This window comes from Paractinoplanes toevensis, assembly GCF_018332695.1.
Taxonomy (GTDB): Bacteria; Actinomycetota; Actinomycetes; order Mycobacteriales; family Micromonosporaceae; genus Actinoplanes; species Actinoplanes toevensis.
On sequence record NZ_BOQN01000029.1, the window covers coordinates 1 to 13,165 of the forward strand.

Annotated in this window: 10 protein-coding genes; 3 read left to right on the top strand and 7 right to left on the bottom strand. The window is 69.7% G+C overall.

The window, feature by feature from the left end:
• Positions 1 to 585 (top strand): type III PLP-dependent enzyme domain-containing protein (locus Ato02nite_RS11070; RefSeq protein ID WP_498371282.1); only part of this gene is annotated, 585 nt, incomplete at its 5' end.
• A 7-nt stretch (positions 586 to 592) separates the two neighbouring features.
• Here the strand turns inward: Ato02nite_RS11070 and Ato02nite_RS11075 are convergent.
• Positions 593 to 1,222 carry a TetR/AcrR family transcriptional regulator gene (locus tag Ato02nite_RS11075; protein WP_213006364.1) on the bottom strand — a complete coding sequence of 210 codons (630 nt, stop codon included), beginning with the start codon at positions 1,220 to 1,222 and terminating at the stop codon, positions 593 to 595.
• A 137-nt stretch (positions 1,223 to 1,359) separates the two neighbouring features.
• Between Ato02nite_RS11075 and Ato02nite_RS11080 the strand changes: the two genes are divergently transcribed.
• On the top strand, positions 1,360 to 2,658 hold the full coding sequence (locus Ato02nite_RS11080; protein ID WP_213006365.1) for a D-arabinono-1,4-lactone oxidase: 1,299 nt from the start codon (positions 1,360 to 1,362) through the stop codon (positions 2,656 to 2,658).
• 1 nt (position 2,659) lies between these two features.
• On the opposite strand, the gene topA is transcribed toward Ato02nite_RS11080, so the two are convergent.
• The 6 genes from topA to Ato02nite_RS11110 form a co-directional block, all read right to left on the bottom strand.
• Positions 2,660 to 5,452 (bottom strand): type I DNA topoisomerase, encoded by a 2,793-nt coding sequence (gene topA, locus Ato02nite_RS11085; protein ID WP_213006366.1) that lies wholly within the window; start codon positions 5,450 to 5,452, stop codon positions 2,660 to 2,662.
• Between the two features lie 195 nt (positions 5,453 to 5,647).
• Positions 5,648 to 6,547, bottom strand: coding sequence for a hypothetical protein (locus Ato02nite_RS53235; RefSeq protein WP_438873031.1), 900 nt, complete (start codon positions 6,545 to 6,547; stop codon positions 5,648 to 5,650).
• Positions 6,548 to 6,551: 4 nt separating this feature from the next.
• Positions 6,552 to 7,085: a hypothetical protein gene (locus Ato02nite_RS11095; protein ID WP_213006367.1), complete on the bottom strand. Its 534-nt coding sequence runs from the start codon at positions 7,083 to 7,085 to the stop codon at positions 6,552 to 6,554.
• Between the two features lie 87 nt (positions 7,086 to 7,172).
• Positions 7,173 to 9,530: a sodium-translocating pyrophosphatase gene (locus Ato02nite_RS11100; protein WP_213006368.1), complete on the bottom strand. Its 2,358-nt coding sequence runs from the start codon at positions 9,528 to 9,530 to the stop codon at positions 7,173 to 7,175.
• Between the two features lie 250 nt (positions 9,531 to 9,780).
• A complete protein-coding gene (locus Ato02nite_RS11105; protein ID WP_213006369.1) occupies positions 9,781 to 10,221 on the bottom strand; it encodes an ATP-binding protein in 441 nt (146 codons plus the stop codon).
• A complete protein-coding gene (locus Ato02nite_RS11110) occupies positions 10,218 to 10,577 on the bottom strand; it encodes an STAS domain-containing protein (RefSeq protein WP_213006370.1) in 360 nt (119 codons plus the stop codon). Before Ato02nite_RS11110 ends, Ato02nite_RS11105 begins: the two co-directional genes overlap by 4 nt.
• 120 nt (positions 10,578 to 10,697) lie before the next feature.
• On the opposite strand from Ato02nite_RS11110, the gene Ato02nite_RS11115 reads away from it, so the two are divergent.
• Positions 10,698 to 13,121 (top strand): DEAD/DEAH box helicase, encoded by a 2,424-nt coding sequence (locus Ato02nite_RS11115; RefSeq protein WP_246606504.1) that lies wholly within the window; start codon positions 10,698 to 10,700, stop codon positions 13,119 to 13,121.
• Positions 13,122 to 13,165: the final 44 nt, after the last annotated feature.

Consider the following 13,165-nt stretch of genomic DNA (forward strand, 5'->3'; position numbering starts at 1 on the left):
CAGGCGCTCCGCGGCCGGGCCATCCGGCTCATGCAGGCGTACTCGTACCCGGAGATCGTCCGGCGGCGGGGCGAAGCGGTAGCCGCGGTGAGTCAGTACACCGACCTTGAGTACGTGAACGGCGGCGGCACCGGCAGCGTGGCCGCCACCAGCGCGGACCCGGCCGTCACCGAGGTCACCGCCGGTTCGGGGCTGTACGGCCCGACCCTCTTCGACGCGTACCGCAGCTGGCAGCCGACCCCGGCCGCCTTCTTCGCGCTGAGTGTCGTACGGCGACCCGCGCCACGCATCGCCACCGTGCTCGGTGGTGGCTGGATCGCCTCCGGCCCGGCCGAGCAGTCCCGCCAGCCGCAGCCCTACCTACCGGCGGGACTGAAGTTCAAGCCGGACGAGGGCGCCGGCGAGGTGCAGACGCCGCTGCTCGGCCCGGTCGCCGACACGCTGCGGCCCGGCGATCGGGTGTGGTTCCGGCACGCGAAGGCCGGCGAGCTGTGCGAGCACGTCAACGAGCTTCAGCTGATCGACGGCGAGACAGCGGCGCCGGCCCCTACTTACCGCGGCGAGGGCCATGCATTCCTGGGGTGACCTGCGGTCAGGCCGTCACATGACGGTGCAGGTACTCCCGGATCAGCGCCTTGGCCTCGATCAGCACCGCCTCGTCGCCATTGGTGTCGCGCCGGAACGCCAGCTTGATCAGCGCGTCCGCCGCCTCCACCGAGATCTGCAGCGCGAACCGCAGGCGCGCCCGGTCGATCAGCTGGAACTGATCGATCAGCAGCTCGGCCAGGCGGTCGGCGATGACCGCGTTGTTGTCCCGCTCCATGTCCAGCAGGTGCACGTCGACCACATCGCCGAAGTGCAGCGTGCGGAAGCCCGCCACGCTGCGGTGCATCGAGATGTAGACGTCGATGGCCGCGTCGACACCGTCCCACCAGTGGGCGAAGGTCTCGCTGCCGAAGCGTGCGGACAGGCCCTGCAGGTAAGCGTCCATGTTGCGCATGGCCAGCGCCTGCACGATGGCCCTCTTGTCAGGGAAGAACTGGTAGACCGAGCCGATGGCAACCTCGGCTCGCTCGGCGAGCAGCGTCGTGGTGAGGCCCTCATAGCCCACCTCATCGACAAGCTCGGCGCAGGCGTCGAGCATGCGCTGGACCCGGGCAACGCTTCTGCCCTGCACCGGGACGCGCCGCAGCGGCCCGGTGGTGACGGTTGGTGTCGACACGCGTCGCCACTCCCTCTCAGCAGTGATAATCGGAACGTTACTCGGATCAACGAGCGAGAGGCATCGACGGGACGCGGAGGACACTCAGCATTCCCGGTTTTGTGCGACTGTCCGCTCGTACGGAGGACAAAGCCATAATGACTACCCCCGTCATCGGCCGCCGCTGGACCAACTGGGGCGGCAATCAGCAGTCCCTGGCGACCGACGTGCTCACCCCCGGCACTGTCGACGAGCTTGCCGCCCAGGTCAAGGAAGCGTCGACTTCCGGACGCCGGATCAAGGCGGTCGGCAGTGGCCACTCGTTCACCTCGATCGCGGTCGCCGACGATCAGCGGCTGTTCCTGCACCGGCTGGCCGGACTCATCTCGATCGATGGCCCGCTGGTAACGGTGCAGGCCGGCATGCAGCTGGCCACGCTCAACGCGGTGCTGGCCGAGCACGGGCTGGCCATGCCCAACCTCGGCGACATCGATCAGCAGACCGTCGCCGGGGCAATTTCCACCGGTACGCACGGCACCGGCATCAAATACTCGACGATCGCGTCCTGTGTGGAAGCGGTCAAACTGGTCACCGGGGCCGGCGAGGTCCTGACCATCGGAAAGGACGATCCGCTGCTGAACGCCGCCCGGGTCGGACTGGGCGCGCTCGGCGTCCTGGTCGAGGTCACCCTGCGGTGCGTCGAGGCGTTCACGCTGCTGGCCGAGGAGACACCGATGGCGCTGGCCGACGTGCTGGCCGGCATCGACGACTGGATCCCGGCCCACGACCACGTCGAGTTCTACTGGTACCCGTACACCGACCGGGCCCAGCTGAAGATCAATGACCGGGTGCCGGCGAACGACCGGCCGCTGTCGAAATTCCGTGGCTGGATGGACGACGAGTTCCTGTCCAACACGGTCTTTCAAGCCGTCATGCGGCTCGGCAAGGCGCTGCCCGGCACGGTACCGACGATCAGCGCGGTCGCGGCCCGCGCGCTGACCGCGCGGACCTACACCGAGCGCTCGGACCGGGTTTTCTGTACGCCACGGCGGGTGCACTTCACCGAGATGGAGTACGAAATTCCCCGCGCCGCCCTGCCCGAGGTGATCGAGGCGCTCCCCCGGGTCATCGGCGAGCTGCCGTTCAAGGTGCAGTTCCCGGTCGAGGTGCGGTTCACCGGGCCGGACGACATCTGGCTGTCGCACGGCTACGGCCGCGAGTCCGCCTACGTGGCCGTGCACCAGTTCACCGGAGTCGAGTACGAGCCGTACTTCCGGGCCGTGGAGGCGGTGTGCCGGCCCCTCGGCGGGCGGCCGCACTGGGGCAAACTGCACTACCGCAGCGCCGACGACCTGCGCCCGGTCTACGAGAAGTTCGACGACTTCGTGGCCGTACGCGACCGCCTCGACCCGGCCCGGGTCTTCACCAACGATTACCTGGACCGGGTGCTCGGCTAGATCATTCGGAAGCGGAGGCCGTCGCCTTGCGGGGGGCGGCCTTCTTCGCCGCCGCCTTCTTGGCCGGCGCGGCCTTCTTCGCGGTGGCCTTCTTCGCGGGGGCGGCCTTCTTGGCCGGAGCGTCCGCCTTGGCCGCGGCCTTCTTCGGCGCGGCCTTCTTCTTCGGCGCCGGACCCTTGGCCCGCTTCTCGGCGAGCATCTCGGACGCCTGCTCGACGGTCAGTCCCTCGGGGGTCTGACCGCGCCGCAGGGACGCGTTGTACTCGCCGTCGGTCACGTACGGACCGAAGCGGCCCTCCTTGATCACCATGGGCTTCTCGGTGACCGGGTCGTTGCCCATCTCGCGCAGCGGCGGCTTGGCCTCCCGGCGCTGCCGGGTCTTCGGCTGCGCCAGCAGGGCGAGCGCCTCGTCCAGCGTGACGGTGAAGAGACGGTCCTCGTTCTCCAGCGAGCGGTAGTCGTCGCCGCGCTTCACGTACGGCCCGTAGCGGCCGTTCGCGGCCGCGATCTCGTGGCCCTCCGGGTCCTTGCCCAGCACCCGCGGCAGGCTCAGCAGGCGCAGCGCCTGCTCCAGCGTGAGCGTCTCCGGCGACTGGGTCTTGAACAGCGACGACTTGCGCTCGCCGGCCTGAACGTACGGTCCGAAGCGGCCGGACTTGAGCGACACGGCCTCGCCGGTCGCCGGGTCGTCGCCCAGGGACCGCTCGCCGCCGCCGCCCAGGAAAAGCTCGGCGACCTTCTCCGGGGTGAGCTCGTCGGGCGCCACACCCTCGGGGATCGACACCCGGTCCTCGGCCTCGGGTGACTCATCGGCCGCCTCCGGCAGCTGACGCTGCAGGTAGGGGCCGTACCGGCCGACCCGGACCACGACCTGGCGGCCGCCGTCGTCGATGAAGAGCGGGATCGAGTTGACCAGGCGCGCGTCGATGGAGCTGAGGTTCTCGGTGACCATCTTCTTCAGGCCACCGGCGGCGGCGATGGTGTCCTCCGCGCCGGCCGTCTGGCTGCCGAAGTAGAAGGAGGTGAGGAAGTCCAGCGCCGCGTGGTCGCCACCGGCGATGTCGTCGAGCTGGGTCTCCATCGCGGCGGTGAAGTTGTAGTCGACCAGCCGCGGGTAGTGCCCCTCGAGCAGGCCGATCACCGCGAACGCGAGGAACGACGGGATCAGGGCCTGGCCGCGCTTCTCCACGTAGCCGCGGTCCTGGATGGTCCGCATGATCGACTCGTAGGTCGACGGGCGGCCGATGCCCAGCTCTTCCAGGGCCTTGACCAGCGAGGCCTCGGTGTATCGAGCCGGCGGCGAGGTGTGGTGACCGGTCGCGGCCAGCTCCTCGGCGGTCAGCGGCTGGTCCTTGACCAGGGTCGGCAGGCGACGCTCGGCGTCTTCGGCCTCGGCGTTCTCGTCGTCGGACGACTCGACGTAGGCCCGCAGGAAGCCCGGGTCGGTGATCGTCTTGCCGGAGGCCGAGAAGTCGACCTCCTCGCCGCTCGTCGAGATGGCCCGGATGCGCACGCTCACCGAGTTGCCGACAGCGTCGGTCATCTGCGAGGCGATGGTGCGGCGCCAGATCAGCTCGTACAGCTTGAACTCGTCGGTGGAGAGCTCGTTGGCGACCTCGCCCGGGGTGCGGAAGTTGTCTCCGGCCGGGCGGATGGCCTCGTGCGCCTCCTGCGCGTTCTTCACCTTGCCGGTGTAGCGGCGCGGCTGCGGCGGCACGTTGTTGGCGCCGTAGAGCTCGCCGATCTGCCGTCGGGCGGCGGTCAGGGCCGTCTCGGAGAGGTTCACCGAGTCGGTACGCATGTAGGTGATGTAACCGTTTTCGTACAGCCGCTGGGCCGTACGCATCGTCTGCGACGCCGAGAAGCGCAGCTTACGGGCCGCCTCCTGCTGCAGCGTCGAAGTGATGAAGGGCGCGTAGGGGCGACGGCGGTACGGCTTCTCCTCGACCCGGGTGACCGTGAACGGGCGGTCCTCCAGGCGGGCGGCCAGACCGCGGGCGCCGGCCTCGTCCAGGTGCACCACGCCGGCGCCGGGCTTGACCTGGCCGGTGGTGGGCTCGAAGTCCTTACCGGTGGCGATGCGGTCGCCGTCCAGCGCGATCAGGGTCGCGTTGAAGTTGCGCGGGCCCTCGATCTTTCCTTGCACGGCGAGCGTGGCGAGGATGTCCCAGTACTCCGCGGTGCGGAAGGCCATGCGCTGACGTTCGCGCTCGACCACGATGCGCGTCGCCACCGACTGCACCCGCCCGGCGGAGAGGCGGGGCATCACCTTCTTCCACAGGACCGGGCTGACCTCGTAGCCGTACAGCCGGTCGAGGATTCGGCGGGCCTCCTGCGCGTCGACCAGGTCGCGGTCGATCTCGCGCGGGTTGGCCACCGCGGCCTGGATGGCCGGCTTGGTGATCTCGTGGAAGACCATCCGCTTGACCGGGACCTTGGGCTTGATCGTCTCGACCAGGTGCCAGGCGATGGCCTCGCCCTCGCGGTCCTCGTCCGTCGCGAGGAAGATCTCGTCGACCTCTTTCGCCAGCTTGGTCAGCTTGGCGATCTGCGCCTTGCGGTCCTGGGAGACGACGTAGAGCGCGTGGAAGCCGTTGTCGACGTCGACCCCGAGCCGCGCCCAGGCCTCACCCTTGTACTTGGCGGGCACGTCGGCGGCATTTCGTGGCAGGTCGCGGACATGGCCGAAGGAGGCCTCGACAAAGTAGTCGGGGCCTAGGTAACCGGCGATCGTCTTTGCCTTCGACGGAGATTCGACGATGACGAGACGGGTCGTCCTGGCTTCACTCGGCACGGCACTCCCAAACTCAACACTCAGCGTCCCGCCATCCGGATCGACGGGGCACAGACTTTCAACGTAACGCGCCGGAGGGGCAACCATTCCCCGGGAGTCCCGGAGTCGGATGGTAACGGTCCGGCCACCGCACGCGTCCGACGGCGACACCGTACACCGGGAACGTAGCGTCGTGTCGCACACAATCCAGGAAGATCACGCACCCGCGCCGCCGGGCCACATCTCCTCGGGCGCCGAGGCGGGGCGCTCGCCGACCAGCTCGGCGAGGCGCCGGACACGTTTCTTACCCATGATCCGATAGTGCCGTCCGTCCTCCGACGGACGACCGGCGAGACCGGCCCGGACCAGGGCAGCGTCGATCGCCGAGAGGTCCTTGTCACGGTCCAGACCCAGGGCGTAGCCGCCGGCAACGGGCTCGCCCGCCGCGGCGACCCAGAGACGAAGACGAGGCCCGCTGAGAAAAAGCTGGTCGCTCACCTCCGGCCAGGCGCGAGCAAGACCAATCAACCGACTGGAGTACGACGTGAGCACCTCGAACCGCGGTAGCGGCTCGGGTGTCGAGTCTTCTGCCCCTCCCTCCGCCACTTCGTCATCTTCTGACTCTTTTTGATGCGGGCCCGGTGTCGGAGAGAACTCCTCGCCCTGCCGATCATCGTCGGCCTTCCTCGGCGACGGCGGCTCATCCGTGGCGGGCGACTCGGCCCACGGATCCGGCTCCTCCGGCGGGGCATCCTCCAGAGGGTGCGCTTCCAGCCGTACGCCCGTCTCCGGACCTTGATCTTGATCTTCGTCGAGCGGGCGCCAGTGCGCGACCAGACCCCGGACCAGCAGCTCGGCCACCAGGACATGCACCCGCCAGGCGGAGTCGACCTCGACCGACACCCGGGCCGTGCCACCCATCCGGCCCAGCCGGCCCGGACCGGCCAGCAGGCCGGCCAGATCGGCGGGCGACGGCTCGGTGGTCTCGGCGCCGAAGAACGGGAGCTGACGGCCGCCGTCGGGGGTGACGATCCGGGGCGGCAGGCGTCGCTTGGCAGCCGGGACCGGCGCGGGGAGCACCTCGCGCGGGATCAGCGGCCACCCCGTCTCGGTCATCGGCTCAACGACACTCGGGCACTTCGTCGAATGCCTGCTTCAGCTCCTGCGAGTTGAGCTTGCTGGTGTCGAGACTGCTCGCTTCGTAGTCGGTGTTGAGCTGGTCGACCACCGCGGCGACCTCCGAGTAGAAGGTCTTGGCGGGGGCGGTGGCCAGCTTGTCGATGCCGGTGGCGGCCCGGCCGTAGGCGTCGCGCATGGCGGCCAGCGAGCCGGTGAAGCCGTCGGCGATCTTCTTGCCGTCGTCCACGTCGGGCACTCCCGCCTTTGCCACGCCGGCCCGGGCCCGCTCGCTCGCGTCCTGAGCGCCGGCGAAGAGCCGGGCGAGATTTTCCTTGGCCTGGCCGGGGGTGGTCGCGACGTCCATCTGCTGCTGGGCCCGGCTGGTCAGCGAGCCGATCTCGCTGCGCCAGGGACTCAGCGTGGTGCAGACACTCGCGGCCCAGGCACGCGCGCCGTGCGAGCTCCCACAGGCCGCCGCGGAGGGCAGAACCAACGCTAGAAGAAGTAGTACCGCGAGGGGTCGGGCCGGACGCATGGAAGCAGGGTACGGCCCGGGTGTGACAACCTTCATCCATGGGCAGGGGGCACCCTTCTCGCGAAGAGTGCCCCCTGGTCGAGAAGGTCAGGCGCTGACCTTCTCCGACGGTGTCGCGGACGCCGGAGCGTCGTCACCCATCGAGATCGGCTTGCGCTTGCTCCAGACCACGGCCCCCACGATGATGGCCGCCGCCACCAGCGCGATGGTGACCCGCAGCGGGGTGTTCGCGTCGGTGCCGATGCTCCAGCTCACCACGGCCGGCGCGATGAGCAGCGAGACCAGGTTCATCACCTTGAGGAGCGGGTTGATGGCCGGGCCCGCGGTGTCCTTGAACGGGTCACCCACGGTGTCACCGATGACGGTGGCCGCGTGGGCGTCGGAGCCCTTACCGCCGAACGAACCGTCCTCGACCAGCTTCTTGGCGTTGTCCCAGGCGCCGCCCGAGTTGGACAGGAAGACCGCCATGAGCGTGCCCGCACCGATCGCGCCGGCCAGGTAGGACGCCAGCGCGCCGGCGCCCAGGCCGAAACCGACCGCGATCGGCGCCAGGATCGCCAGCAGACCGGGGGTGACCAGCTCGCGCTGGGCGTCCCGGGTGCAGATGTCGACCACCCGGCCGTACTCGGGCCGCTGGGTGCGGTCCATGATGCCGGGGAACTCGCGGAACTGGCGGCGGACCTCCATCACGACCGCGCCCGCCGAGCGGGACACGGCGTTGATCGCCAGGCCGGAGAAGAGGAACACCACGGCCGCGCCGATCAGCAGGCCGACGAGGTTGCGCGGGTTCGAGATGTTCAGCAGCTCGAGGATCCGGTTCTGCACATCGCCGGCCGAGATGCCGGCCTCGGCCAGCGAGCTGGCCAGGGTGTTCGTGTACGAGCCGAACAGCGCCGTGGCGGCCAGCACGGCGGTCGCGATCGCGATGCCCTTGGTGATCGCCTTGGTGGTGTTGCCGACTGCGTCCAGCTCGGTGAGGATCTGGGCGCCCTTCTCGTCGACGTCACCGGACATCTCGGCGATGCCCTGCGCGTTGTCGGAGATCGGGCCGAAGGTGTCCATCGCGACGATGACGCCGACCGTGGTGAGCAGGCCGGTGCCGGCCAGCGCCACCGCGAACAGCGACAGGGTCAGTGACGAACCGCCCAGCAGGAACGCGCCGAACACGCCGGCCCCGATCACCAGCGCCGAGTAGACCGCCGACTCGAGGCCGACGCTGATGCCGGCCAGCACGACGGTGGCCGCACCGGTCTGCGACGACTTGCCGATGTCCTGCACCGGGCGCCGGTTGGTCTCGGTGAAGTAGCCGGTCAGCGCCTGGATGGCGGCGGCCAGCACGATGCCGATCACGACGGCGCCGACCGCGACCCAGCGCGGGTCGCGACCGCTGTTGGCCACGCCCGCGTCGATGGTGGCGTCATTGAAGCCCGCGAAGGTCGACGGCAGGTAGATGAAGCTGACCACGGCCACCACGACCGCGGAGACCGCGGCCGAGATGTAGAACGCCCGGTTGATCGCGGTGAGACCGTTCTTGTCGGACGGGCGCAGCCGGGTGATGAAGACACCGAGGATGGCGATCACGACGCCGACCGTCGAGACGATCAGCGGGAAGATCAGACCGTCCTGGCCGAACGCGGCCTGACCGAGGATCAGTGCGGCCACCAGGGTCACCGCGTACGACTCGAACAGGTCGGCCGCCATGCCGGCACAGTCACCGACGTTGTCGCCCACGTTGTCGGCGATGGTCGCCGCGTTCCGCGGGTCGTCCTCGGGGATGCCCTGCTCGACCTTGCCGACCAGGTCGGCACCGACGTCGGCGGCCTTGGTGAAGATGCCGCCACCGACCCGCATGAACATGGCCAGCAGGGCGGCACCGAAACCGAAGCCCTCCAGCACGGTCGGCGCGTCGGTCTTGAAGATCAGTACGACCAGCGCGCCGCCGAAGAGGCCGAGGCCGACGGTGAGGAAGCCGACCACACCACCGGTGCGGAAGGCGATGCCCATGGCGGTCTCACGCCCGCCCTGCTCACCGGCCGCCGCGGCCACCCGCAGGTTGGCCCGGGTCGCGAGCGCCATGCCCGCGCCACCGATGAACGACGAGAAAACCGCGCCCACGATGAAGAAGAGCGAGCGGCCGATCTTGACCCATACCTCGTTGTCGGTGTCGTGCACCGGCAGGAGGAAGAGCAGAACGACGGCGAGCACCACGAAGATCGCCAGTGTCTTGAACTGGCGGAACAGGTACGCCGAGGCGCCTTCCTGCACGGCGCCGGCGATCTCCTGCATGTTCTTGGTGCCGCGTCCGGCCTTCAGAACCGACTGGACGAACATCGCGGCGAAGCCCAGCGCGATCAACGCGAAGACCAGCGCCACAATGATGAACGTGACGTTCGAGCCGCTCAGGGACACATCGCCCGCGGCATAAGTTATCAATTTCCCGGACATCAATGTCCTCCTGTACACCGACCGCGCCCGGAATCCGGCGGACGAAACCACCCGGGCGCATCCCCGTCACCGGGGAGACGACAACTGGGCCCCGCGGGACGCGGGACCAGGAGCAGTAGCTGATAACTCGCGTACTGTATCGGCCAACCGTGGTGGTGGTCACACCCGGCTCCGGCCGTGTCGTGGTGATGTTCGCCGCTGTGTTAGCGCGGCGCCAGAGGGGTAAAGATGATTCTTGATCTTTCCCGGGCTATCTACGCTGGACCGGCCACACCATTCGGACCTCAGTGCCCGGACCGTCCTCGACCGGGCGAACCTGCAGGTCATCGACAAATCCGGCGAGAAGCGCGAAGCCCACGCCGGTGGTGAGAGCCTCGTCGGTGAGCGACTCGTCAGCCAGCTCGTCCGGCGGCAACTTGGCCAGACCCACGCTCGCCTCGATCGGGGCATGGTCGATCACCCGGACGGCGTATGCATCCGAATCAGACATTTCAACCGTGACAAGATCTGGCAGACCGTACTGATTGTGCAGCGCGACGGCCCGGGTGCACGCCTCACCGATGGCCAACCGGACCTCGTCCAGCAGTTCCTCGGCGACCCCCGCCCGCCGGGCCACCGCCACACCGACAAGCCGGGCCGTGCGGACGTGCACCGGCGCCGGCGAAAAGGACAGGCGGACCGTCGCCATCACGAAGTCGAACCGCTGCCGTCGCCGTCTCCGGTGGCCGCCTCGATCGATGAGTAGATCGGGAACACCTGATCGAGCGCCGTGATCCGGAAGATCTTCAGCAGCGGCTCCTTGGAACAGACCAGCCCGAACGTGCCGTTCGCCACCCGCAGTCGCTTCATCGCACCGACCAGCACGCCGAGGCCGGTGGAGTCGAGGAAATCGACGCCCGCCAGATCGACGATCACGTTGCGCGCACCCGCGTCGACGAGCTCCACGAGGCGCTCGCGCAACCTCGGTGCTGTGTAAACGTCGACCTCACCGCCTACTTCGAGCACGGTGTGCTCGGCGACGGTCCGTGTCGCAAGGGACAGCTCCATCGCTCCTCCTCCCTGCGATCTCACCCAGAATCTAACCACCGCCCGTCATCGGCCGACGCGTGGCACCCACCCGTCCTACCCGTTTGAGGTTCGGGGCATACCGGTGTCACAGTGCTCTTCGTGTCCTCCACCGCCTCGTTGTCCCAGCTCTTCTGGAGCCGGGGAGACGATTCGCCGGTCACTCACGTCGAACGGATCCCGCCCCGATCCGGATCACCGGTGGCCTGGCCGTCGTGGGCCGCGCCCGCTTTCGTCGACGCGTGCCGCGACCGCGGGATCATCTCGCCCTGGGCCCATCAGGCGACCGCCGCGAACCTGGCCGTCGAGGGCACCAACGTCGTACTGGCGACCGGGACGGCGTCCGGAAAGTCGCTCGGCTATCAGATGCCGGTGCTCTCTCGGCTGCTCACCGACCCGCGCGCCACGGCGCTCTACATCGCGCCGGCCAAGGCGCTCGCCGCGGATCAGCTGCGGGCCGTCGCGGGTTTCGGTCTTCCCGGCGTACGCCCGGCCACCTACGACGGCGATACCTCGCGCGAGGAACGCGAGTGGATCAGGGAACACTCCCGCTTCGTCCTAACAAATCCGGACATGTTGCATCATGGGATTCTGCCGGGACACGAACGCTGGGCGGTCTTCCTGCGGAGGCTTGCGTACGTCGTGATCGACGAGTGCCACACCTACCGCGGAGTGTTCGGCTCACACGTCGCGCACGTGCTGCGGAGGCTGCGCCGGGCCGCGACCCGGTACGGCGGGCGCCCCACGTTCGTCCTCGCCTCGGCGACCTCGGGCGATCCGGCCGACGCCGCTTCCCGGCTCCTCGGGCTGCCGGTGACCGCGGTGACCGAGGACGCCTCGCCGCGGGGCGGGGTGACGTTCGCGCTGTGGGAGCCCCCGCTCCTGCCCGCCTACCCCAGCGCCTCGGCCGTGCCCGCCCCACGTTCCGCCCTTGATCCGGCCTCCGCCCTTGATTCTTCCTCGGCCGTTGATCCTTCCGCGGCCCTTGATCCGGATGTTGCCGCCGCTGATCCGGATGTCGAGCTGCCGCAGGTTCGGCGGTCGGCTCTGCGGGAGACGGCCGACCTGCTCACCAACGCGATCGTGGCCGGGACCCGCACGCTCGCCTTCGTGCGGTCGCGGCGGGGCGCGGAGGTCGTCGCGGCGGTCACCCGGCGACAGCTCGACGAGGCCGTACCCGGGCTGGGCGAACGGGTCGCCGCCTACCGGGCCGGCTACCTCAAGGAGGACCGGCGGGCCATCGAGCGGGCGCTGCTCTCCGGCGAACTGCTCGGGCTGGCCTCGACGAACGCGCTCGAACTCGGCGTCGACCTGGTCGGCCTGGACGCCGTGCTGATCTGCGGTTATCCGGGCACCCGGGCGTCGCTGTGGCAGCAGGCGGGCCGGGCCGGGCGGGCCGGTGGCGAGGCACTCGCGGTGCTGATCGCCCGGGACGACCCGCTCGACACCTATCTGGTGCACCACCCTTCGGCTCTGTTCGGCCGTCCGGTCGAGGTGACCGTGCTCGACCCGGCGAACCCCTATGTGCTCGGGCCCCAGCTGTGCTGTGCCGCCTCGGAGGCACCGATCACCGAGGCCGACCTGGAACTGTTCGGCGGCGACGTGGCCCGGGCCGCGGTGGACGGCCTGACCCGGTCGGGCGCCCTGCGCCGCCGCCCGTCCGGTTGGTACTGGACCCACACCGGCCGCCCCGACGTGGACCTGCGCGGCACCGGCGGTGCGCCCGTCTCGGTGGTGGAGGAGTCGACCGGCCGGCTGCTCGGCACGGTCGACCCCGAGTCGTCGCACGCCATGCTGCACACCGGCGCCGTCTACCTCCACCAGGGCGTCACCTACGTGGTCGACGACCTGGACCTGGAGGACGCGATCGCCCTCGTGCACCAGGAGGAGCCGGACTGGTCCACGCACGCCCGGGACGTCACCGACCTGTCCGTGGTCAGCGTCCGCTCGTACGTGGACGCCGGCCCGGTCGGCCTGTTCCTCGGCGAGGTCGACGTGACCAACCAGGTGGTGTCCTACCAGCGCCGGCGGATCGGTTCCGGCGAGATCATCGACACCCGCCCGCTCGACCTTCCCCTCCGTGAGCTGCGCACTGTCGCGGTCTGGTTCACCGTGTCGCCGCGCGCCCTGGAGGCCGCCGGCGTGGAACCGCCGGACTTCCCCGGCGCCCTGCATGCCGCCGAGCACGCCGCGATCGGCCTGCTGCCTCTCATGGCGACCTGCGACCGCTGGGACATCGGCGGCCTGTCCACGGCCAACCACGACGACACCGAGGCCCCCACGGTCTTCGTGTACGACGGTCACCCCGGCGGGGCGGGCTTCGCCGAGCGGGCCTACGCGACCGCCGCCGAGTGGCTCACCGCCACCCGGGAGGCGATCGCCGCGTGCGCCTGCGAATCGGGCTGCCCGTCCTGCGTCCAGTCCCCCAAGTGCGGCAACGGCAACAACCCACTCCACAAGCCGGGCGCCGTCTCGGTCCTGGACGCCGTCCTCACCGCGCTGGCCTCCGCCAAGCCACCCACTTAGCCACCCGGCCCCGCCGGCCCCGCCGACCGCCCGGCATCGGGCAC